This window comes from Sorangium sp. So ce1335 (assembly GCF_051521615.1).
GTDB lineage: Bacteria > Myxococcota_A > Polyangia > Polyangiales > Polyangiaceae > Sorangium.
The window spans coordinates 8,877,517-8,900,518 of the sequence record NZ_CP150363.1 but is presented as its reverse complement, the minus strand read 5'-3'; the positions used below and the strand labels follow the sequence as shown (position 1 = coordinate 8,900,518).

General features: G+C 72.1%; 15 protein-coding genes. 8 read left to right on the top strand and 7 right to left on the bottom strand.

The annotated features are described in order from the left end of the window. Window positions 1-5 precede the first annotated feature (5 nt). Both WMF24_RS32905 and WMF24_RS32900 read right to left on the bottom strand, forming a co-directional pair. A complete protein-coding gene (locus WMF24_RS32905; protein WP_437731390.1) occupies window positions 6-1,934 on the bottom strand; it encodes a 2-hydroxyglutaryl-CoA dehydratase in 1,929 nt (642 codons plus the stop codon). Between the two features lie 71 nt (window positions 1,935-2,005). Beyond that, on the bottom strand, window positions 2,006-5,614 hold the full coding sequence (locus WMF24_RS32900) for a BadF/BadG/BcrA/BcrD ATPase family protein (protein ID WP_437731389.1): 3,609 nt from the start codon (window positions 5,612-5,614) through the stop codon (window positions 2,006-2,008). 397 nt (window positions 5,615-6,011) lie between these two features. On the opposite strand from WMF24_RS32900, the gene WMF24_RS32895 reads away from it, so the two are divergent. Next, on the top strand, window positions 6,012-6,797 hold the full coding sequence (locus WMF24_RS32895; protein WP_437731388.1) for a TetR/AcrR family transcriptional regulator: 786 nt from the start codon (window positions 6,012-6,014) through the stop codon (window positions 6,795-6,797). A gap of 33 nt (window positions 6,798-6,830) precedes the next feature. On the opposite strand, the gene WMF24_RS32890 is transcribed toward WMF24_RS32895, so the two are convergent. After that, window positions 6,831-7,658, bottom strand: coding sequence for a glutamine amidotransferase (locus tag WMF24_RS32890; RefSeq protein WP_437731387.1), 828 nt, complete (start codon window positions 7,656-7,658; stop codon window positions 6,831-6,833). Between WMF24_RS32890 and WMF24_RS32885 the strand changes: the two genes are divergently transcribed. Continuing rightward, entirely contained in the window at window positions 7,657-8,304 is a 648-nt protein-coding gene (locus WMF24_RS32885; protein ID WP_437731386.1) for a YkgJ family cysteine cluster protein, read from the top strand. The two genes, WMF24_RS32890 and WMF24_RS32885, sit on opposite strands and share 2 nt — an antisense overlap. A 173-nt stretch (window positions 8,305-8,477) precedes the next feature. Next, window positions 8,478-9,680 carry an MFS transporter gene (locus WMF24_RS32880; RefSeq protein WP_437731385.1) on the top strand — a complete coding sequence of 401 codons (1,203 nt, stop codon included), beginning with the start codon at window positions 8,478-8,480 and terminating at the stop codon, window positions 9,678-9,680. Here the strand turns inward: WMF24_RS32880 and WMF24_RS32875 are convergent. After that, on the bottom strand, window positions 9,656-12,175 hold the full coding sequence (locus WMF24_RS32875; protein ID WP_437731384.1) for an SUMF1/EgtB/PvdO family nonheme iron enzyme: 2,520 nt from the start codon (window positions 12,173-12,175) through the stop codon (window positions 9,656-9,658). The two genes, WMF24_RS32880 and WMF24_RS32875, sit on opposite strands and share 25 nt — an antisense overlap. Before the next feature lie 210 nt (window positions 12,176-12,385). Here WMF24_RS32875 and WMF24_RS32870 point away from each other — a divergent pair, with 210 nt between their 5' ends. After that, the gene (locus tag WMF24_RS32870; RefSeq protein ID WP_437731383.1) at window positions 12,386-12,943 is read left to right on the top strand and encodes a DJ-1 family glyoxalase III; all 558 of its coding nucleotides are present in this window, start codon (window positions 12,386-12,388) and stop codon (window positions 12,941-12,943) included. 152 nt (window positions 12,944-13,095) lie between these two features. Here the strand turns inward: WMF24_RS32870 and WMF24_RS32865 are convergent, their stop codons facing one another. Continuing rightward, window positions 13,096-13,467, bottom strand: coding sequence for a Uma2 family endonuclease (locus WMF24_RS32865; RefSeq protein ID WP_437731382.1), 372 nt, complete (start codon window positions 13,465-13,467; stop codon window positions 13,096-13,098). Window positions 13,468-13,625: 158 nt separating this feature from the next. On the opposite strand from WMF24_RS32865, the gene WMF24_RS32860 reads away from it, so the two are divergent. Beyond that, window positions 13,626-15,365 carry a carbon starvation CstA family protein gene (locus WMF24_RS32860; RefSeq protein WP_437731381.1) on the top strand — a complete coding sequence of 580 codons (1,740 nt, stop codon included), beginning with the start codon at window positions 13,626-13,628 and terminating at the stop codon, window positions 15,363-15,365. Window positions 15,366-15,389: 24 nt separating this feature from the next. Here WMF24_RS32860 and WMF24_RS32855 read toward each other — a convergent pair whose 3' ends face one another. Continuing rightward, entirely contained in the window at window positions 15,390-16,436 is a 1,047-nt protein-coding gene (locus WMF24_RS32855; RefSeq protein WP_437731380.1) for a Glu/Leu/Phe/Val dehydrogenase dimerization domain-containing protein, read from the bottom strand. Between the two features lie 399 nt (window positions 16,437-16,835). Here WMF24_RS32855 and WMF24_RS32850 point away from each other — a divergent pair, with 399 nt between their 5' ends. The 3 genes from WMF24_RS32850 to WMF24_RS32840 all read left to right on the top strand — a co-directional run bounded on the left by WMF24_RS32850 (window position 16,836) and on the right by WMF24_RS32840 (window position 20,172). Next, a complete protein-coding gene (locus tag WMF24_RS32850; protein WP_437731379.1) occupies window positions 16,836-17,900 on the top strand; it encodes a hypothetical protein in 1,065 nt (354 codons plus the stop codon). A gap of 213 nt (window positions 17,901-18,113) precedes the next feature. Beyond that, entirely contained in the window at window positions 18,114-19,643 is a 1,530-nt protein-coding gene (locus tag WMF24_RS32845) for a DNA-3-methyladenine glycosylase 2 family protein (protein WP_437731378.1), read from the top strand. After that, a complete protein-coding gene (locus WMF24_RS32840) occupies window positions 19,624-20,172 on the top strand; it encodes a methylated-DNA--[protein]-cysteine S-methyltransferase (protein WP_437731377.1) in 549 nt (182 codons plus the stop codon). The genes WMF24_RS32845 and WMF24_RS32840 overlap by 20 nt, the downstream gene beginning before the upstream one ends. Window positions 20,173-20,176: 4 nt before the next feature. Here the strand turns inward: WMF24_RS32840 and WMF24_RS32835 are convergent, their stop codons facing one another. Further along, window positions 20,177-22,933, bottom strand: coding sequence for a hypothetical protein (locus tag WMF24_RS32835; RefSeq protein ID WP_437731376.1), 2,757 nt, complete (start codon window positions 22,931-22,933; stop codon window positions 20,177-20,179). Window positions 22,934-23,002: the final 69 nt, after the last annotated feature.

Here is a 23,002-nt window from a genome sequence, read left to right as displayed (position 1 = left end):
CCGCCTCACTCGGCGGCGATGGGCTCGTCGCTGTACGCCGTGTGGCGCACCTCGGGGTTGTTCTCGAAGTACGCCTTGCCGGCCAGGCGCTTCACCAGCGGGCTGAAGCGCTCGGCGGCCTTGCCGGCGAGGAGGTCGCGGGCCAGCGCGACGTCCTCGCGCGCCCGGGTGAGCGTCTCGGGGTCGGTGAGGAACTCCTTCGCCGCCATGGCCCTGGCCGGGGCGGCCTTCACCGCGTCGCGGAGCGCCCCCGCCGCGGCCCTGGCCTTCACCACGGCGCGCTCGGCGGCCGACTGCTTGATGAGCGGCGCCACCTCGTAGACGAGGTTGGCGGCCGACCCGGCGACCCGGTGCGGCGCGTGGTGGAGCGGGCTCGCGTACTTCGGGTTCTTCTCGAGGAACGCGCGCACCTCGGCCTCCGTGACGCCCGCCTCCTCGTAGGCGCGCGCGAGCTCCTGCTCGGCCAGGATGCGCGCCTTGAACATGTACATCTGGATGCGCGAGTAGAAGTTCGTCGCGCCGTCGCCGCTCGTCTCCACCGCGCAGAAGATCGTCCCGGGGTAGCGCGAGGTGATCAGCGACTGGACGCCGTCGGAGACGCCCGACGAGGGCATGCACCCGAACGGCTTCACGCTCACCGTGACGTGCGCCTTCGACTTCACGGCGTTCACGATGAGCTTGCCGACCTCCATGTGCCCCTCGCCGCCGCGGAGGTCGTTCGAGTAGTAGTCCTTCGCCACGTCCGCCACGAGCTCCATGTCGGGGAGGTGGTAGTCGAAGAGGCCGAGCGGCAGCGCGAACGCCTGGAAGCCGACGCGCAGCGCCCCCTCGGCGAGGCGCATCGTCGCGAGGCGCTTGGCCACGCCGAACTCGTCGAGGCCGGCGAGGCCGTAATTGCCCTCGTCGGCGCCGCGCAGATCGCGCCGCTCGCGGGTGTCGCGGGCGCACTCCCAGATGTTGTAGAGCAGCCACGCGGTCGTGAGCTGGATGTCGTTCTCGCCGCCCTCGCTCTCCAGGAACCTCTGGAGGGCGTAGTTGCCGTCGCCCTCGGTCGTCATCGCCCAGAACTCGCCGATGATCGACGTCTTCGCCTTGGGGCGGAGCTTGTCCACCTTGACGGCCTCGAACTCCTTGCGCGCCTCGTAGAGCGCGCGGAAGACGTTCGTCTGCTCGAAGAGCGCCTTGTAGAGGATGCGCTTCGCGCTCTCCATCGCGCGGTTCGTCGCGCCGGGCTCGATCTCGTAAGGCCGGATGCGGTAGCCGAGCGCGTTCAGCGTGTCGCCGCAGACGATCGCCTTGATGATCGCGATGAAGAACGCAGGGTTCATCTCGAGGCCGACGTCGTCGCCCGTCGCCTGGGAGAGGCCGCCCGTCTGCTGGAACAGCATCACCCGGAAGCCGTCGAAGCCGGCGTCGCGGAGCGCCTTCCGGTACTCGGTCACGTACATGCCGAAGCGACACGGGCCGCACGCGCCCGCGGTCAGGAACACGTAGTTCTTGATGATGTCCTCGGTCGACATCCCCTGCTTGTCGCGCAGATCGATGAGGTACTTCACCAGGCCGCCCACGGTGAAGTACGTCGGGTTGCACTGCCCGCGGTTGCCGAACTCCTTGCCCGTCTGGAGCCCGGCGTTGTCGCTCATCCCGAAGTAGTGGACGTTGTAGCCGAGGCCCTTCAGCGCGCCCTCGCACAGGAAGTCCTGCGCGGCGGTGAGGCCGCTGATGAGGAGCGTCACGTTCTCGCGCTCCTTCTTCGTCATCTTCGGCTTGAGCATGTTGTCGACCCACTGGCGGCGCTCGGCCTTGAGCCCGAGCCGCTCGCGCTCGGCCTCCTCGAACGCGCGGAGCTCCGCCTCGATGTCGATGTCGGCCTTGTTGGATCTCGTCTCGCCCACCAGAGGAAGGCGCGTCTTCTGCGTGCTCGTCTGTTCCATGGCGTGGCTTCCCTTCGCTTGGATGCGGGGAAGGGCGGACGCGCCGTCCCCCCCTCGAACTCGGCTTTCTTTCACGCTTCCAGGGGGACGACGGTCCCGTCGGACTGCTTCTTCTTGAGCTGCACGAGCCCCGTCTTCGGCGCCTCGGGCGGCGACGCGGGCGCGACGTAGCTCCGCACCCGCTCGGCGAGCGCGGCGATCTCCCGCTCGAGCGCGGGATCCGTGATCTTGCGCGCCGCCTGCTGCTCCTGCTTGAGCCGGAGCAGCTCGAGGCGCTTGCCGTCGATGCGGTGCGCGAGCTCGGCCTTCTTCTTCGCCGCGTCCTCGAGCGCCTCCTCGTGCAGCTTGAGGCTGTGCGCGTACGTCTTCACGCGGATCTTGATCGAGCCGCCCGGCTTGTTCGCGTCGATGTCGTGCAGCGCCGCGTACGGCGTGGCGCTCGCGCTCACGATGCTGTCGATGATGCCGTACGTCGGCGCGTCGTGGCCGCACTTGAAGCTCGAGAGGTCGAGCAGCACGACGTTCGGGTGGCGGGCGGCGAACTTGACCGCCCAGACCTTCTGCGCGCTGTTCGCCGAGTAGTTCTCCGGCCAGACGTCGTTGATGTCGAGCGGGTGCTGGCCGTTCGCGATCTCCTCCTTGAAGTACCGCGCGAGGTACTCCATGTCGCGCGGGATCGACCGCACCGAGAGGATCGGGTAGCCGAGCACCTGGAACTCCTCGGGGATGCCGTGGTTGAGCCCAGGGTCGGAGTGGTACGGCCGCCCGACCATCAGGATGGCGACCCGGTTCTCGGCCTCGACCGTCTCGAGGATCGCCCGCCCCTTGTCCTGGAGATCGCGCTCGAACTGCGACAGCGCCCGCATCCCCTCGCGGTGCGCGTGGTCGCTCTCGTCCTCGGTGATGCCGAGCCGCGGGCCCCACGTCTCGAACATCCGGCGCGCCGTCAGCGTCATCTCGGAGAACGTGAGCGGCGGATCGAGGTACTCGATGCCGCGCGTCTTGAAGAAGTCGATCTCCTTCGTGAACGCGGCCTTCATGACGTCCGGCACGCCCGCGACGATCGGGCAGCTCGTCTTGTCCATCACCCCCTCGCCGAAGCTCGGCACGTGGGTGAGGATGGGGAAGAAGATGTAATTGAGCTTCTTCTCCTCCGCGTGGTGGTGGAACAGGAGGTTGTGGATGTGGGCCTGCGCCACCTTCGAGGGGAAGCACGGGTCGATGGAGCCGTATTTGCCGCCCTCGACCCACATCTCCTCGCTCGTCGCGTCGCTGAAGACGACGTTCTGCTTGGGGACGCCGAGCGCCTCGAAGTAGGCCCGGTAATAGGGGCCCGTCGAGTAGATGTTGAGCACGCGCGGGATGCCGATGCGCACGCGGCGCAGGCGCTCGCGCACCTCGGGGCCGCTGCGCCGGAACGGGCGCGTCGTCTCCACCCGGCGGATGCCGAGGAAGCCCTTCTTGAGGACCGTGTCCTTCATCGGCGCGCCGTCCTCGGGCAGCGGCGCCGTGTCGTAGAAGTGCCGGAAGGCGAGCTTCGACTCGTAGTCGACGAGGTTCGGGAACTGCTTCGCGATCTTCTTGCGCTCGGCGACGAGCGCGAGCATCGCCTGCTCGCTCTCGACGGTGCCCTTCTCGCACGAGAAGCCCGAGATGTAGCGGCTCGTCGTCCCGTCGGGCCGCTTCGCGTCGATGAACGTGCGCTTGCACTCGTTCGGGCAGAAGTGGCAGACGGTCTCCTCGTCGTTCTTCGTCGTGTACTCGAGGGCGATCGCCGCGTCGATCCCGATGAAGGTCGACTGGCCCCTTCGCTTCACGACCCGGAGCGTCTCGAACGCGGCGCCGAGCGCGCCGGCCTCGCCCGTGTGCGGGTGGACGAAGACCTCGGCGCCGGGGACGCGCTCCTTGATGTAATCGACCTGCGCCTTGACCGCGGCGAGGTTGTACTGCGTGCCGCCCTGGAGCACGTAGCGCGTGCCGAGCGCCGCGAGGCGCGGGATCTGCACGACGTACTGCCACACGTTCTTCGGCAGCACCTGGGCAAGGCCGGCGAGCAGCTCCTCCTTCGAGAAGCCCTCCTTCTGGAAGTTCACCCGGTCGGTGTCGAGGAAGACGGCGCAGCCGTAGCTGAACTTCGGCGCGAGCTCGGCGCCGAACGCGGTGTCGGCGTACTCCGTCACCTTCAGGCCGAACTGGTCGGCCATCGCCTGGAGCAGCATGCCGTTGCCCGCAGAGCACGAGTTGGAGAGGCGGAAGTTCGCGATGTCGCCGTTCTTCATGAACAGGACCTTGATGTCCTGTCCGCCGATGTCGCAGATGACGTCGACGTCGCCGAAGAACTTCACCGCGCTCATCATGTGCGCGACGGTCTCGACGATGTTGACGTCGGCCCGCATGCACTCCTGGAGCACGTCGGCGGCGTAGCCGGTGCCGCCGAAGCCGAGCACCTCGAGCGTCGCGCCCTGGTCGATCACGTACTGCCGGAGCTGGGCGAGCAGCTCCTTCGCGTCCTGGATCGGGTTGCCCTTCGAGAGCTGGTAGGCCTTGCAGACGATGTTGCCTTCCTCGTCGATCAGGACGGCCTTCGACGAGGTGGAGCCGCCGTCGAGGCCGATGACCCCGCGGACCACCTGGCCGGGCGAGAGCTTCATCGGCGTGAACTTCGGGATGCTGTAGAGCTTGCGGAAATCCTCGACCTCGTCGCGGGTCTTCACGAGCGGCGGGCCCGCGCTCTCGCCGAGCCGCGCCTTGCGGCCGTTCGTCATGTACTCGACGAGCCCCGCCTTGCCGGCGTAGCGGCCGACCTCCGGGGCCTCCTTGAGCCCGTACACGCACGCGCCGAACGCCGCGTAATACTGCGAGTTCTCGGGGACGAAGATCGTCTCCTCGATCGGGCGCTCCCTCGGCCAGGCGTAGCCGCGCTCGTCCCACGTCTCGGGGATGCGCTTGCGCCAGCACTCCTGGAGGAAGGGGAGGTAGGTGTTGGGGCCGCCGAGCAGGATGACCTTGTGCTTCAGCGTCGAGCCGCGCGTGAGCACCGACAGGTTCTGGAGGACGATCGCGTCGGCGAGGGAGCAGAGGATCTCCGTCGAGGGGATACCGCTCTTCACGAGGTTCACGATGTCCGTCTCGGCGAAGACTCCACACTTCGCGGCGACGTGGTGGAGCTTCGAGTCGTCGAAGTGGATCTTCACCACCTCGGTCGACGGGAGGCCCACCTTGATCATGCACTTGTCGATGGTAGCGCCCGTGCCGGAGGCGCACTTGTCGTTCATCGACGGGGCGGCCGTCTTGTCGCCCGACTTCTCGTCCTTCTGGAAGATGATGATCTTCGCGTCCTGCCCGCCGAGCTCGATGACGCTGCCCACGTCGGGGTGGAGGTTCTCGACGGCGAGCGTGACCGCGTTGACCTCCTGGACGAACTTGGCGCCGAGGCCCGGGCAGAGGGGCGCCGCGCCGGAGCCCGTCATGAACACCCGCCAGCTCTCCCGGGGGGACGCGGGGAACGCCGCCTCGATGGTCTCGAGGAGCTCCAGCACCTTCTCCGGCTGCTTCGTCTGGTGCCGCTGGTAGTCGCTCCAGAGAATCTCGAGCGTCTGCGGATCGAGCACGACCGCCTTCACCGTCGTCGATCCGACGTCGATGCCGACCACGACCGGATCCTGGATCTGCCTTCCCATCGGGGCTCCTCCCACCGCCGTCGCCGGCCACCAGCGGTCCGACTGACTGGCTGGTCAGTCGTGATGGCTACAACGGGAGGCCTGGAAAATCAAATGATTCGGTGGGTCTACGTCGTCGTCGAGCCCGCATACGGGGCGATTTTCCCGGGAATCTTTGTCCGGGGCGCAAGGTTTCGCCGTCGGGTCTGCGGCCGCACCTCGTGCGGCACGCCGCGATTTTTCCGGTGTTTCGCGGCGCGCTGCCGGCTGACGCGCTGGTCAGCGCGCCGGTCGCTGCTGGATCCCCGCTCGATCGTCGTTCGATTGTCGTTCGATCGTCGTTCGAGCACCGTTCGAGCACCGTTCGATCACCGTTCGATTCCAGGTGACGGGCCGGTGATGGTAAAGCGACCGGCCCATGAACAAGTCCGAGCGCCGCCAAGCGCTCCTGCGCGCGGCGCGCACCGTGTTCTCCGAGAAGGGCTATCACGAGGCGAAGGTCGATGACATCGTCGCGCTCGCCAAGGTCGCAAAGGGGACGTTCTACCTGTACTTCCCCGACAAGCGCTCGGTGTTCGGCGAGCTCGTGAGCGGGCTCTTCTCGCGCCTCGGCGGCGCGATCCTCCGCGTGGATCCGTCGGCGGACGTGGAGGCGCAGGTCAAGCACAACATCCGCGCGATCGTGGCCGTGCTGCTCGACGATCCGGCGCTGACGAGCATCCTCCTGTCGCACGCCGCCGGGCTCGATCCCGCGTTCGTCAAGGAGCTGCGCGCGTTCCGCCAGGAGGTGAAGCTGCTCCTCCAGCAGAGCCTCGCGGAAGGGCAGCGGCTCGGCATCATCGAGCCCGGGGACACCGAGCTCTACGCGACGTTCACGATCGGCGCGCTGAAGGAGGTGCTGTTCGAGAACGCCCTCGAGGAGCAGGCCCGCCCGCGCGAGCGGATCGTCACGGCGCTCTACGACCTCCTGCAGCGCGGCTACCTCCGGATGGACGCCGGGCGCGCGGCGCAGGGCGGGGAATCAGGCGGTGAAGGCGTCGAAGCTGGTGACGAGGGGGGACGAGGCGAGCGGGACGCGCGGGGGGCTCGGGCCGGCCGCGCGGCCGCGCCCGAGGACGCCGCGGCCGAGGCGCCGGAGCGGCCGAGGCCGGCGCGCGGACGCGGCGCCCGGGCGAAGGCGAAGGCGAAGGCGAAGGCGGACTGACCGGCGCGTCAGTCAGGTGGGTGACGAGGGCGGTCAGGCCGACGGCGTACGGCGGGCGCGGCGCTCGACGATGTGCTCGATGAAGTTGAGGAGGGTCCGGGTGCCGAGCTGGTCCGGGGCGAGGCGGGCGAGCAGGGCCGGGACGTCGAGGCCCTCGGCCTCGAGGATCTCGCGCCGCCAGGCGATGTAGCCGGCGATGACGTCGTGGTCCATCTCGGGGTGGAACTGCACGCCGTAGCAGGTGTTCGAGAAGCGGATCACCTGGTGGTCGTCGAGCTCGTTGAACGCGAGGCTCCGGGCGCCCTCGGGCAGCGTGCCGACCGTGTCGATGTGGGTCGCGTGCGTCTCGAAGCTCGACGGGAGCCCGTCGAAGAGCGGGTCGTCGGCGCGGCGCTGGACGCGGATGCGGCCGATCTCGCGGCCGCGCGGGTTGCGGATGACCTCGCCGCCGAGCGCCTGCGCGAGGATCTGGTGGCCGAAGCAGATGCCGAACGTCGGGGTGCCGGCGCGCACGACGTCGCGCAGCCACGCCTCGGCGCGGAGCATCCAGCCCTCGCGGTGGGGGACGTTGGCGGACGAGCCGGTGATGACGAACGCGGCGATGCCGGGGCCCTCGGGCGCGGGGAAGTCGTCCGTGCGGGCGTCGAAGGTGGCGTAGCCGCCGCGCCAGGCGGCCCCGATCGTCCGCTCGATCAGGTCCGCGAAGTGGCCGCGCCGCTCGAGGACCGGAGGGACGGGCTCGCCGGTCTTCACGATGACGATCTTCTTGTCCTGCTCCACCCTTTCAACATAGCAGAGCGGCCCGCCCGGCCAGGGCGGGACTTGGCAGCGCGGGGCGGGGGCGCGAAGATGCTCCGGCATGTCTGCCTATGTCGTGTCGCGCCCGGTATGGCGCCGGTTTCGCCCGCGTTTCCTGGCCCGCGCCGCGGCGCACGTCAGGGCGGGCGGCCACGCGGCCATCGTCCTGCCGGACGACCGGGTCGATCTCCTCCTCTCCGTCGACGCGCAGGGCAAGCTCACGGAGCTCGGGCTGTGGTCGCTCCTGTCGATCGAGCAGCAGCGCTTCCGCCGCGTGAGCGAGGGGCCGGCGCTGGGGCTCGCGACGGCGCGGGTGAAGCGGCAGTACGAGGGCTCGGTGCTCGACTGGTGCGAGCGCGACAGCGTGCACCCGGGGGCGCTGCGCGAGGTGGCGCTCGACTGCCTCGAGTGCGGCGCCTGCTGCCACGACGCGAACGTGGTGCTCGACGGCGACGACCTGTCGCGCTGGCGGGAGGCGGGGCGGGGCGATCTCGCGGGGCGCGCGTACGTGCGGCGGGCGCGGGACGGGAAGATCACGCTGCGCTTCGCGGCGACCGGGCGCTGCCAGCACCTCTGCGAGGACATGCGCTGCGCGATCTACGAGCTGCGGCCGGACAACTGCCGCGCGTTCGTCGTCGGGAGCGAGGCGTGCCTGTCGGCGCGCGAGGAGACGCTCGGGATACGGGACGGGGCGCCGGCGGAGCCGTAGGCGCGGGGCGTCGTTGGAGCGGCAGGAGCGGGGCGCGCCGGGCGTCGGCGGAGCGACAGGCGCGGGGCGTCGGCGGAGCGATGGGCGCGGGGAGTCGGCGGAGCGATGGGCGCCGGCGAGCGCCTCGCGCGGCCCCGCGATCTCGTGACAAGGGAGCGTGCGTGGAGACCTTCATGGACACAGGGGATCGGACGTCAGCGGCGCGGCTCCGCGCGCAGCGCATCGCGGGGCTCCTGATCTTCCTCGCCAACGGCTTCTGCATGGGCACGTGGGTGACGCGCATCCCCGACTTCAAGCGGGCGCTCGCGCTGAGCGAGGCGACGCTCGGCAACGTGCTGCTCGCGCCGGCGCTCGGCGCGTTCCTGGGGATGCCGGCGGCCGGGTGGCTCGTCGCGCGCCTGGGGAGCCGGATCGTGGCGGTGTCGGCGGGCGCGGCGTTCGCGGTGAGCCTGTTCGGGCTGGCGTTCTCGCGGTCTCCGCTCGAGCTGTTCCTCGCGCTGACGTTCTTCGGGGTGTCGAACGGGGTGATGGACGTGTCGATGAACGCCAACGCGGCCGAGGTGGAGCAGGCGTGGGGGCGGCCGATCATGTCGTCGTTCCACGCCCTCTACAGCGTCGGGGGCCTCGCCGGCGCGGCGGCCGGCGGGGGGCTCGCGCACGCGGGGGTGACGCCGGCCGCGCACCTGTCGCTCGCGGCCGTGGCGGCGCTCGTCCTCGTCGCGCTGCTCTCGGGCTGGGTGCGGCCCGGCGTGCCGGCGCGGGATCTCCCGAAGAACCCGTTCGCGCTGCCGCCGCGCGCGATGTGGCCGCTCTGCGCGATCGCCTTCCTGTGCATGTTCGGCGAGGGCGCGATGGCCGACTGGAGCGCCGTGTACCTGCGCGAGACGCTCGGCACGACGGCGGCCTTCGCGGCGACGGGGTTCGCGGCGTTCTCGGTGGCGATGGCGGCGGGCCGCTTCCTCGGCGACGGGGTGAGCAGCCGGCTGGGCCCTGTCGCGGTGGTGCGGGGCGGAGGCGCCCTCGTGACCGTGGGGCTCGCCGCGGCGCTCGTGATCGGCCACCCGGTGGCCGGCCTGATCGGGTTCGCGTGCGTGGGGCTCGGGCTGTCGTGCGTCATCCCGACCGTGTTCAGCGCGGCCGCGCGCACCGGCCCCACCGGCGCGTCGATCGCGGCCGTCGCGACGTTCGGCTACCTGGCGTTCCTCGGCGGCCCGCCCGTCGTCGGCCACATCGCCGCGGCGACGAGCCTGCCGATCGCGCTGTCGCTCATCGTTGTCGGGGCGCTCGCCATCGCGCTGCTCGCGGGCTCGGCGGGCGGGCGGGCGGAGGAGCAGGCGCCCGCGCGCGGCGATCAGGGGGTGGGCGCGCCGTCCTGAGCCGGCGGGGCGTCGGGCGCGGGCGCGCCCTCCGGCGCGGGCGCGCCCTCCGGCGCCGGCACATCCATCGCGCAGCGGAAGCCGATCCAGGCGTGCGCCGTCACGGGCGCCGCGGCGGTGCGGTACGTGGCGGAGAGCTTCTCGGGGCCGTCGAGGAAGCTGCCGCCCCGGACCACCTTGAGCGGGAACGACGGGTCACCCTGCGGGTCCTCGCCGCCGGGCGGCGGGAAGACGAGGCCGTCCGAGACCCACTCGGACACGTTGCCCGCGAGGTCGTAGATGCCCTCGGGCGTGCGATCGCTCGGGTGCGCGCCGGACGCGCAGGTCGCGACCTCGGTGCCGCGCGCGAGGCAGCCCTCGTTGCGGTCGTAACAGGCGCGCTCGCACGTCGGCGCGTCGTCGCCCCAGACGTAGGCCCGCCCCGCCGCGCCGCGCGCCGCGACCTCCCACTCCGCCTCCGTGGGCAGCCGGCGGCCCCGGAAGCGGCAGTAGCTCTCGGCCTGGGAGTAGTCGACGCAGTTCATCGGGTGGCCGGTCAGGTTGCGCGGCTCGTTGCAGCGCCGCGACCATATCTCGGCCTCCCGCTGGTCCTCGGACGGCGCCGGCGCCTTCGCGCCGGGCTGGAGCTCGGGGGTCAGCGAGACGTGATCCGCCGTCGAGCACATGCGCTGCTGCATGCAGGCGCGGTAAGCGCGGACGGTGACCTCGTTGCGATCGATGTAGAAACCGCGGGTGAGCGTCACCTGGCGCGCCTCGCCCGCGGCGCCGATCGTCGTCGTGAGCGGCGCGATGTAGACCATGTCGGCCGGCGGCGCCGGGAGCGCCGCGGGCGCGGCGGCCGACACAGCGGCCGAGGCGCTCTCGGCGGGGGCGGCGGTGGCGACCGCCGTCGCCGCGGCGGCGCCCGGCGCGGCGCGGGCGGTCGGCGCTGCCGGCGCCGAGGAGCGCGCGGCGGGCGCGCGCGCCGGCTTCTTTGCGGGCGGCTGCGTCAGGAAGTACGCCGCGGCGCCGGCGCCGCCGAGCAGGAGCGCCGCGAAGAGCCAGGGCAGCGCCGCGCGCGCGGGGCTGCGGCCGCGCTGGGGCGGGGCGGCGTGCGGCGGGCCGGCCGCCGGGGGCGGGGCGGCGTGCGGCGGGACGGCCGCAGGCGGCGCGGGGGGCGGGGCGGCCCCGTGGGGCTGGCCGGCATCGGACGGCGTGGGCGGCGGGCGGGCCGCGGGGTAGCCGGCGGGCGCGACCGTCTCGATCATGGAGTCGTCGACCTGCGCGGTCCGGGAGCCGCCCGTGGCGAGCGCGCCGGCCGCGCTCGCGGAACCGCCGGTGGCCCCCGCGGCGCCGGCCGAAGGCGGGCCGCCGTGGCTCACCTTGACGATGGCAGGCCGCGCCGGCGCGGGCGCGAGCGAGTCGACGAGCATCGTCGGCCCGACCGGCGTGCCGGCGTCTCCGGCAGCCCCGCCGAGGCCGCGCGCCGTCGCGTGCTCCGCCGAGGACGGCCCCCTCGCGTGCTCCGCGCCGGGGGCGGCGTACCCCGCGCCGTAGCCCGCGCCCGACCCGGCGCGCTCGCCGCGGGCCGCGGCCGTCAGCGCGTCCCAGAACTCGCCAGCGCTCGTGAACCGGTGCTTGGGCTCGATCGAGAGCGCCCTGTCGAGCACGCGCTCGATCGCCTCCGGCGCGTCCGGGAGCCCGCGCGCCCGCAGCGTCGGGCGCACCGCCGGATCGGCCGAGGCGATGTAGAGCTGCGTCGGGTCGTCCCCCTCGAGCGCGCGCTGGCCGCTCACGAGCTCGACGAAGATGAGCGCGAGCGCGAACACGTCGGTCCAGGGGCCGGTCGCGCCGCGGGCCTTGTTGAACTGCTCCGGCGCCCCGTAGCGCGGCGTGAACGCGCTAGGCCCCTGGCGGGTCGCCGCGAGCGCCTCGGTGAAGGTGGGGTGATCGGCGAGCACCTTCGCGATGCCGAAGTCGAGCACCTTGAGCGTCCGCGCCCCGCCGACGACGGAGAGGAACAGGTTGGCGGGCTTCACGTCCCGGTGCGCCACCTTGTGCGCGTGCGCGACGGCGAGCGCGCGCGCGGCCGGCTCGAGGAGCTGGAGCGCGTCGGGGATCGACATGCCGGCCTGGCCGCGCTCGCGCCGATCGCGGAGGTACTGGCCGAGCGTCTCGCCCTCCAGCCACTCGAGCACGAGGTAGGGCACCCACACGCCGGCCTGGGTGGTGAACGCCCCAACGTCGAGCGCCTGGACGATGCCCGACGTGGCCCGCGAGAGCCGGTGCAGGATCCGCCCCTCGCCGCGCAGCGTCTCGAGCAGCGCGTCGCGCTGTGCGGCGTCGAGCGAGGTCGGCAGCTTGAGGCACTTGATGGCGATGAGCTCGCCGAAGCCCTCGTGAATCCCGCGGTACACCACGCCGAAGCCGCCGTCGCCGACGACGGCGGCGACGCGGTACTTCCCCTCGATGGTCTGGCCCGCGAGGCCGAACGGGTCGTCGGACGGCTCCACCATGCCCCGCCTCCTAGCGCGTCGCCGTTCGCAGGCAAAGGGGCTTCCGCGCGGCGGGCGTCGGCTCGCGTCGCTTGCGTCGGCCTCCGTCCGCTTGCGTCGGCCTCCGTCCGCTTGCGTCGGCTTCCGTCGGCCTCCGTCCGCTTGCGTCGGCCTGTGGCGTTCGTTCACGCCTGCTTGCATCCGGCGGCCCGCGGCGCCATGCCGGCGGGCATGAAGACACCGCGAGCGCTCGTGATCCTTGCCGAGGGAGCTGAGGAGATGGAGACGACGATCCTCGTCGATGTCCTCCGGCGCGCCGAGGTCGAGGTCGTCCTCGCCGGGCTCGACGGCCCAGCGCCGGTGCGCTGCAGCCGCGGCGTGCGCCTCGTGCCGGACGCGGAGCTCTCGGCGGCGGCGGGCGACTTCGACGTCGTCGTCCTCCCGGGCGGCAAGGGCGGCGCCGACCGGCTGGCCGCGTCGCCGGCCGTCGGGGAGCGCCTCCGCGCGCAGGCGCAGGCGGGCCGCGCCGTCGCGGCGATCTGCGCGGCGCCGATCGCGCTGGCGGCGCACGGGCTCTTCAAGGGCAAGCGGATGGCGTGCCACCCGTCCGTGAACGACGTCGTGTCGGCGCACGGCGAGCTCGTCGCGAGCCCCGTCGTCGAGGACGGGCAGCTCGTGACTAGCCAGGGGCCCGGCACCGCGCTGCCGTTCGCGCTCGCGCTCGTCGCGCGGCTCCGCGGCGAGGAGGTCGCGGCGAAGGTGCGCGCGCCCCTGATGCTGCCCTCCTGAGCGGCAGGGCGGCCGAGCACGGCGCCCGGGACTCTCGAGCGAATTCGCCGCCTCTGCCAGGCGGCTGACGCCGCCGCGACATCGTGTGAAGGTCGTGACGACCACGCGGTCGTCGCCCGCGCCGCGCGCACGGGGGAGCGCCGCTGGGCGTATTACCCAGAGAAGCTCACGCACGCCGAGTGCGCGCTGTTTCCCGAACACCTGGTCGTGAATGGCGTGAGCGGGCCCTTCCTGGGCGCCGCGAAGCGCGGGCGGCGCCATCCCGCGAGATCGGGCACGCGGATGTCGCCGCTGAAATCGATGCGCGGCTCGACCCGGAAGACCCAGCCCCCGGGACCGCCATCTTTCCCGAACCGGAAGGGCCCCCCGAGCAGGCTGGTCAGGTTCGACTGCGCGGCGGAGAGAGGGTTGTTCGGCCGCGGGCGCACAACGAGCTCACCGCCGACGATCTCGCCGGTGTAGCCCTCGGGCACGGCGTCGAGATCCTCCCACGTCTTCGGCAGATCCCTCGCGGCTTCAACCATGAGGGCAGCATAGCCCAGCGGAGCGGGCCGTCGGCGGCCGGCCGGGCGCCCGCGCCCGTGCGGCGGGCTGGAGAGCCCATGTGCCGCGAGACGACGCCGCTCGTCGTCGTACGTTTGCAGGATCACAGGCGCGCGCGGTTGGTCTTATACTCCGCCGCGTGCTGCCGCTGCTCGCCCTCTCCGTCGTCGTCGTGCTGTGCCTTGGCTACCGCTTCTATGGCCGCCTCGTCGCGCGCAACTACGCGCTCGACGACAGCGCGGTGACGCCCGCGGTCAAGGTGAACGACGGCGATGACTACGTGCCGACGAAGCCGTTCTACCTCTTCGGGCAGCACTTCAGCGCCATCGCCGCCGCGGGGCCCATCGCCGGGCCGATCCTCGCCGGCCAGGCGTTCGGGTGGCTCCCCTGCATCCTCTGGATCGCAATCGGCGTCGTGTTCATCGGCGCGGTGCACGACTTCTCCGCGCTCATCGCGAGCGTCCGCCACGGGGCCGAGAGCGTCGCCGAGATCGCGAAGCGGCACATCGGCCGGCGCGCCTGGCTGTCGATGATGGTCTTCATCTGGCTCGCGCTCTCCTACGTGATCGTCGCCTTCACGGACATCACGGCGAGCACCTTCGTCGGCAAGACCGAGGAGTTCGAGGGCGGCACGTTCCAGTTCAACCCCGGCGGCGCCGTCGCGGCGGCGAGCGCCGCCTACCTCGGCCTCTCCCTCGTCATGGGCGTCGTCGATCGGTTCCTCAAGCCGCCGCTCTGGCTCACCACCGTGATCTTCGTCCCCGCGACGCTCTTCGTCGTCTGGATGGGCACGCAGATCTCGACCGCGTTCGTGCTGCCCGTCGACAACCCGCAGCGCGCGTTCGGCCTCATCATCCTCGTCTACTGCTTCGTGGCCTCGCTCCTGCCGGTCTGGCTGCTCCTCCAGCCGCGCGGCTACCTGGGCGGGTTCGTCCTCTACATCGCGCTCGCCGTCGGCGTGATCGGGATCTTCTTCGGCAACCTCCGGTACCCGGGGGAGTTCGAGCTGCGGCAGCCCGCGTTCACCACGTGGGACGCCGGCGGCGCGACCGGCATGCTCTTCCCGTTCCTGTTCGTCACCATCGCCTGCGGCGCCTGCTCCGGCTTCCACGGCCTCGTCTGCTCGGGGACGACGTCGAAGCAGATCTCGAAGGAGTCGCACACCCACGCGGTGGGCTACGGCGCGATGCTGGCCGAGGCGTTCGTCGCGCTGATCGCGCTCGCGACGCTGGTCATCGTGGCGCAGGGGACGAAGCTGCCCGGCCCGGGCAAGATCTACGGCGACGGGATCGGCAGGTTCCTCACCGTGATCATCGGCAAGGAGCACTTCATCTTCGCCGCGACGTTCGGCGCGATGGCGTTCTCCACCTTCGTGTTCGACACGCTGGACGTCTCGACGCGCCTCAGCCGCTACATCCTCGAGGAGCTGTTCCACTGGAGGGGGAAGGTGGCGTCCGCCGCGGCGACCGCGCTCTCGCTGGCGCCGCCGACGCTGTTCATCATGACGGCGCGCCCGCCCGCGCCCGGCGTGCGGCCCGCGTACCTCGATTTCTGGACGCTGTTCGGCACGAGCAACCAGCTGCTCGCGGCGCTGACGCTGCTCGCGGTCACGGTCTGGCTGCACCGCGAGAAGCGGCGCATCTGGTACACGGCCGTCCCGATGGTGTTCGTCATGGCGATCACGGTGTGGGCCCTCGTCCTCCAGGTGCGGGGCGCGTTCGCCGCCGTGAGCGCCGAGGGGCTCTCGCTGAACGCGACGACGCTGAACGGCCTCGTGGGGCTCGCGCTGATCGGGCTCGCGGTGTCGCTGATGGTCGAGGCGGTGAAGGCGATGCGGAGCGGCCCGGCCGCGGAGCCGGCGGCCGGGCCGGCGCGCTGAGCACGCCGAGCGCGCCGGGCGTCGTCACCCCGCGGCGGCGCGCTCGCGAAGGCGCTGCTCGGCGAGCCGCTCGGCGGCGACGTGCGGCGGCGTGCCGTCGGCCTTCGCCATCTCGAGGACCCGCAGGACCGTGTCGTGGATGGCGTGGACGCGCCGCTCGACCTCCGCGCGGGACCAGCCGAACAGATCCGCGCCGCCGCTCAGCACGCCGCCCGCGTTGGCGACGACGTCGGGCACGTAGAGGACGCCGCGCGCCGCGAGCGCGTCGCCGTGGCGCGGCTCGAGGAGCTGGTTGTTGGCGGCGCCGGCGACGATCTCCGCGCGGAGCGCCTCGACCGTGCGGTCGTCGAGGACGCCGCCGAGCGCGCACGGGGCGAAGATGTCGGCCTCCGCCGAGGCGATCGTGTCCGGCGGCGCGACGGAGGCCCCGAGCTCGGCCGCGACGTGGCGCGCGCGCTCCGGATCGACGTCTGCGACGATGAGCCTCGCGCCGAGCCGGTGGAGCTCCGCGGCGAGCCGGCCGCCGACGCTGCCGCACCCCTGGATCGCGACGGTGCGGCCCGCGAGGTCGTCGCTGCCCCAGCGGTGGCGGGCCGCGGCCTGGATCGCGCGGAGCACGCCCCGCGCGGTCCACGGCGACGGGTCGCCCCCCTCGCCGGCGAGGCCCTTGACGTGGCGCGTCTCGCGCCGGATGAGCTCCATGTCGGCGGGGGTGGTGCCCACGTCCTCGCCGGTGATGAACCTGCCGCCGAGGCGCTCGATGAAGCGCCCGTGCGCGCGGAAGAGCCGCTCCCGGTCGAGCGGCCCCGCGCCGCTGCGGAGGATGACCGCCTTGCCGCCGCCGACGTCCATCCCGGCGAGCGCGTTCTTGTACGTCATCCCTCGCGACAGGCGCAGCGCGTCCACGAGCGCGTCCTCGTCGCTCGCGTACCCGAGGAGCCGCGTCCCGCCGAGCGCCGGGCCCAGCGCGGTGCTGTGGATGGCGATGATCCCGCGGTAGCCCGCGGCCTCGTCCGCGCAGAACAGCACCTGCTCGTGTCCCGTGGCGGCGAGGGTGTCGAAGAGCTTCATGGGGTTGCGCTGATCCTACCAGAGCAGGACAGCGAGCGCGCCACGGCGGGGCGAGTGGTGCGAGCTGTCGGCCGGGCGATCGAGGTGCCGTGTCGCGGCGCCGGTGCGACGAGGCGCCGTGCCATGGCACGGTGCCAACGCGGTGTGCCTCATGCGCCCGCCCGGCGTGCTGGCCGGCTGCCGTCCGCTCCCGCGCGCCGGAGGCGCTTTTCTGGCTGGATTGGCGATGTTTCAGCGCAGCGGCGCTCGGCGCCTGTGCGACGGGTGATCGCGTGGCGCGTTCGTTGCTGAGTGCGTGGGCAGGGGTGGTTCGAAGGCGATGAACCACGACGCCTCGGAGCGGGCGGACGCTGATGTCCAGATCTCGCCCCAGGGGACTTGGAGAGCTCGAGCGCTGCCATGCTGCTCGAGCGGAGGAAAGCCATCATGATGAGGAAGCCCATCGTTGCATGCTCGATGCTCTTGTCCTTGCTGGCAGCCGGCTTGAACGGCTGTGCCGCGTCGGAGAGCGAAGACGTCGACGGAGCGCTCGGCGCGGAGGGGGAAGGCGGGGAGGAAGAGATCGGGACCGCCGAGCTCGCGCTCACGGGTACTACCCCGGTCTGGACCCTGGTCGCCGACCCCGGGAACGTGTACACAATGACGGCGACGACCACCGGAGAGCTCTACGCCCTGAAATGGGATCACGAGGTCTGGCTCAATCGATCCGGTGGCGCGAACTGGCTCTGGGACTACTTGAGCGATCCCAAGTATGCGCGCGACATCGCCGCGACCGGCCCGTATGGCAGCGGCAGCGTGTATGTGCTCAGGTTTGAGCAGCAGCTCCTCAAGAACTCATGCGGCGGGGGCGCTGGCTGCTGGACTCACGTCGACACGCCCACGGACGCCGCGTACATCGGTGGCGGTACATCGCTTCTCGCCGTCAACGTCGACGACTCGGTCTGGAGATGGAACGACGCCGGGCGTTCCTGGTCACGCATCGGCGCCTTCACGGGCGCCACGGAGATCAGCGTGACGAGCTCTCGGTACTGGGTGCTCACCGAGAACGGCAGGATCTTCCATAGCGCAGACACCCGGTTCGGCAGCTTCACGGAGCTCCCGGTGCCCGATGACATTCGTGGAAAGATCCATGATATCTCGGCCAGCGGCAATGACGTGCTCTGGGTACACACGGACCCCTGGGACGACCGGCTGTTCAAGGTCACGTTCCCGGAGTCGAACTGCAAGGACGGCGTCGACAACGATCGGGACGGCGCCAGTGACGGGTTCGATCCCGACTGCACCGATCAGCTCGGCGCGGACGTCTGCCGGCACTTCGCGCGTGACGGAGATTTCTGCGTCAATCGGCTGTATCCCGGCCATGGCGTCGTGGCATGCGACGGGAGGACGTATGTGGCGGCGAGCTGGGGAGAGTGCGTCCAGGTTGGCGCCGGAGGCAGGGACCACATCGAGTTCCCCGACTGAAGCGGCACCTCGAGCGCCGCCGGGGCCGAGCCGCACGGGCGGCGCCGGCCTCGCCCGCGCGCGGGGGCCGCGGGGCGACCTCCGAGCGCGCTCGCGCGGGCGCCGCGGGGCGGCCTCGGAGCGCGCTCGCGCGGACGCTGCTCGGCGGCCCGGGGGCTGTCGACGTCCGAAAATGGCCGGCGGCGCGCCCGTCGCCGGGGTACGCCCACCCTCGTGAGGCTCGACGAGGATGCCTGCTACCGCGCGCTCGAGACCCGCGACGCGCGCTTCGACGGTCGCTTCTTCACCGGTGTGCAGTCGACCGGCATTTATTGCCGCCCCGTGTGCCCGGCGCGGACGCCGAAGCGGGAGCGCTGCGTCTTCTTCCCGTCGGCGGCCGCCGCGCAGGAGGCCGGCTACCGCCCGTGCCTGCGCTGCCGCCCCGAGGCCTCGCCAGGGACGCCCGCCTGGCTGGGCACGTCGGCCGTCGTCTCGAGGGCGCTCCGGCTCATCGCCGAGGGCGCGCTGGACGACGCCGACGCCCCGGCGCTCGCCGCGCGGCTCGGCGTGGGCGAGCGCCACCTGAGGCGGCTCTTCCTGCGGCACGTCGGCGCCTCCCCGCTCGCCGTCGCGCAGACGCGGCGCCTCTTGTTCGCGAAGAAGCTCCTCGACGAGACGGCGCTCTCCATCACCGAGGTCGCGCTCTCGTCGGGGTTCTCGAGCGTCCGCCGCTTCAACGACGCGATCCGCGCCACCTACGCGCGGACGCCGCGCGAGCTGCGGCAGGCCGCGTCGCGGCGGGGCAGGGGCGCGGCGCGCGCCGACGGCGGCGCGCCGGACATCGCGCTGCGCCTGCCGTTCCGCCCGCCGCTCGACTGGGGCGCGCTCGCGGGCTTCCTCGGGGCGCGCGCGATCCCCGGCGTCGAGTCCGCGGGCCCCGGCGTCTACCGCCGCACGGTGCGCGTCGCCGGCGGGCACGGCGTCGTCGAGGTGCGCCCGGTGCCCGGCGAGCCTTGCCTCCTCGCGCGGCTGCGGCTGCCCGGCACCGAGGGGCTGATCCACTGCGCCGAGCGCCTGCGGCGGCTCTTCGACCTCGGCGCGGACCCCGACGCGATCGCCGCGCACCTCGGGGCCGATCCGCGGCTCGCCCCGATCCTCGCGGCGGCCCCGGGCGTGCGCGTGCCCGGGGCGTGGGACGGCTTCGAGCTCGCGGTGCGGGCGATCCTCGGCCAGCAGGTGAGCGTGCGCGCCGCGACGCAGCTCGCGGGCCGCCTCGTCGCGCGCCACGGCGAGCCGCTCTCGCTCCGCGGCGGTCTCTCGCCCGAGGACGGCGGCGAGGACCTCCGCTTCGTGTTCCCGGCGCCCGAGGCGCTCGCCGCGGCCGACCTGACGGACCTCGGCCTCCCGCGGGCGCGGGCGGCCACGATCACCGCGCTCGCCGCGCGCGTGGCGGCCGGCGAGGTCGCGCTCGACGCCTCGCGCGGCCTGGACGAGACCGTGCGCGCGCTCGCCGGCGTGCCCGGCATCGGCGCGTGGACAGCGCATTACATCGCGATGCGGGCGCTGCGCGAGCCGGACGCCTTCCCGGCCACGGATCTCGCGCTGCGGCGCGCGCTCGGCGGCGTCTCCGGCGCGGATCTCCTGGCGATGGCGGAGGCGTGGCGCCCGTGGCGCGCCTACGCGGCGATTCTCTTGTGGACGGCGGACGCGCAGGGAGCGCGGCCCGCGGAGAGGGAGGTGTCGGGTGGAGCTCTCGCTGGATGAGGTGGAGTCGCCGATCGGGGTCTTGCTGCTGGCCGTCGGGGGCGGCGCGCTTCACGGCCTCGATTTCGCGGATTGCGCCCCGCGCTTCCGCCGCTCGCTCGAGGCGCGGTATGGCGTCGTGGCGCTCCGCGCCGCCGTGGATCCCTGCGGCTTTTCCGGCCGGCTGAGGGCGTACCTCGACGGCGACAACGGCGCGCTCGCGGCCATCCCCGTCGAGCCGGGCGGCACGGCGTTCCAGCGCCGCGTCTGGGCGGAGGTTCGGCGGATTTCTCCTGGAATGACAAGTACTTACGGCGATATCGCCGCGTCGCTCGGGCAGCCGTCCGCGTCCCGGGCCGTCGGCCTCGCCAATGGCCGGAATCCGGTCTGTCTGGTGATCCCGTGCCATCGCGTCGTCGGGGCCGGCGGCGAGCTCACGGGCTATTCCGCCGGCATCGAGCGGAAGCGATGGCTGCTCGCGCACGAGGCCGGCGCCCCTGCGCGCCGCTCCGCCCTCGCGGCTCGCCGCGAGGGCGAGCCGCGGCCGTGAAGGATCAGAACATCGAGCAGAGGTCGTTCGGGAGCGTCTTGGGATTGGCGCAGCCGTCGGGCACGCAGTGCCCCGGTCCGCCGCTCATGTCGCACACGTAGGACGCGGGGAAGCCGAGCGAATCGCACGCTGCCTCGGAGTGGCACTCGGAGACGCAGCAGTCGTCCCAGTCGAGCGGGCACGAGGCGTCCACGTCGGTGTGAAGGCCCTTGGACTCGCAGTAGCCGGGCGAGCTTGTGTTCGTGTAGACGCACTGGGCGTGCGGCAAGTAATGGTCGAGCTGATCGTAGGCGCAAACGTACGTGTCCGGCTTGCCGCCTCCCGCCTTGGCGCCGCAGTTGTCGAGGCAGATCCACGGCACCTCGGTGAGCCGCTCGCGGCCCGCAGGCGTGGCGGAGCTCGGCATGCACCGGCCCGGCAGGTCCGATTTCCAGTTGCTCTCCGAGGCGAGGTTGTTCGTCGCGCCCCAGCAGATCAGATCATCGCCGAGCGCGCTGCAGGCGTCGTCGTTGCTGCACGGGCAGCCCACCATCGTGTCCACGCCGCAGGTCCGGCAGACGGGCACGTTGCTCCCGAGGCTCGGCGCCATGCCGCAGACGACCGACCCCTTGGGCAGGCCGGCGCTCTCGTCGACGCAGAACTGCCCGACGCCGCCCATCCCGTGCGCGAGGTAGCTCCCCTCGCCGTCGGGGTAGCGACCGTCGTCGTCGAGATCATGCACGTGCGGCGTCTTTGTGACATCGGCGCAGGGGCAGCCCGGGTAGCCGGCCCCGTCCTCGGGGTCCTCGAACGGGCAGTCCGGGTAGGCGTACGGCTCCTGGCACGCGAAGCCGCTGGCGCCGTCCTGCAGGGCATAATGGTCCCACCGGACGCGGACCTTCGAGGGCATGTCGACGTCGTCCAGCGCCTCGCGGAGCTTGTCGTAGTAGTTGTCTCGCGCGAGCCCGCCGTTCGCGATCGCCCTGCCGTAGACCTGGCGCATCGTGGCCGTCGACGGCGAATCCGATTCGTACGGGGCGTGCCAGTGCCAGTAGAAGCGCGCCCAGTCCATGTTGACGGACTTGCCGGCCTTGTCGGGCGTGTCGCAGACGTTCAACAGGCGACCGCCGCAAGGAGGCGCGTGCTCCATGTTGGCCGGTGAGCCGAAGAAGCTGAAGACGGCCTCATCGGTGCTCCGGTTGTTCCAGACCAGCGTCGCGTAGAAGTGCGCCATCCCCTCGCGCGCGCCGATGGCGCTCCACTCCAGGGAGTTGGGGGTGTATCCGTTCCCCGTCCCGCAGACGGTCTCCTCGGGATCGACGAGGCTCGAGTCCGCCGCCGGCTCCGCGGTCTTCGTGTGGAGGAGCATCCAGGCGTGGCCGAGCTCGTGGCTCACGACGAACTTCTGCCGCCGGTGATCGGAGGGCGAGCAGGTCGGGCTCGTGCCGTCGTGGATGCGGACGTGCGCGAGCCCGTTCGCGAGATCGCTGAAGTCGTGGTGCGCGGACGAGTTGTTCCCTCCCGAAGACCCGCAGGTGTTCACCTCCTCGATGTCGATCTGCTTGTTGGCCAGGCCGAAGCGCGATCGATACGCCGAGAACGCGGCGATCGCGGCGAGCGTGGCCCGCGGCGTCTCGTTGCCGACGTTGACGACGAGGGGAGAGCCGAGGGTCGGCACGATCCCCTTCTCCACGAAGGAGAACGTCTTGCCCTCGGCGTCCCGCACCCGCGTCACGTTGCCGCTGGAGTCGGTGGCATAGGCGTAGACGCGCAGATCGAAGGGGCCGCCCTGGGGGTGGGTGAACGTGAAGCAGCCTGTCGTCGGGTTCGTGTCGAAGACCTGCGAGTAGCTCCCCTTGGTGAGCCTGACGCGGACGCCGCGCGCCGTGACGACGTGCGAGCCGCTCGGATCGTTCCAGTGGTCCTCGGTGATCGTCTGGCCGGCCTGGGTGACGACCGTCCTGCCGCTGTCGGTCAACCGGATCTCCCACTTGATGCAGAGCGAGTACACGTTGGCGGCGACGTCCCCCGGCCCGCCGAACCCCGCGCCCGGGGCCGCCGCTCCGCCGTCGTCGTCCGGCGCGCCGGCCTCCGCGAGCAGATCGGCGCTGTACGGGAGCGCCGCGCCCTGCTTGATCCGCACCGTGTACGTGTCCGGCTCGTCCGGCCCAGACGCCCTCAGATCTCCGCTGTGATACCGGTCGTGAAGCACCCGCTCGCCGTAGGCGATCAGGACAGAGGTCGCCGGATCGCGGTGGAAGTAGAGGATCGGCGCGACGATCGGCTCCGCCGGCCCGGCGGGCGCCGCTCCGCCGGCCGCGTCGAGGGCGAGCGGGACGGCGGAGGCGCTGGCGGTGATCTGACCCGCGTGGCTCATCGCCGCGGTGCGGAGGCCAAAGGCGCGCACCGGGATGGCGAGGGTCGTGCTCTGACCGGGGTCGAGCCGCGCGACGGTGAAGCGCTGAGCTCCCTGCTGCGGCGTGCCGGCGTCCGCGCGGACCGTGATCGTCGCCTGCACGGGCGCCCTGCCGGGGTTGTTGACGACGAGGCTCACCTCCTCTGTGCCGAGCCTCGTCGACGCTCCCTCGTCGGGGACCGCCGCCCACGCGAGCCGGAGGAGGGGCCGGTTCGCCGTGTCATCGACACATCCCCCGTCCGCCGACGTGATCGCCTCCACGCTGCGGCCGGCGGGGACATCGCCGGATCCATCGCACCCCGCGACCGCGGCGAGGGATGCAAACAAGGTGGTGACCACCCCCGGAGCCCAGGGGGGTTGTTTCATGGTGCTCATGACCCTTCTCTTTCCGATGCGTCCGCAGCCCCGAGGCCCGTTTGCCCGGGGGAGCGCAGG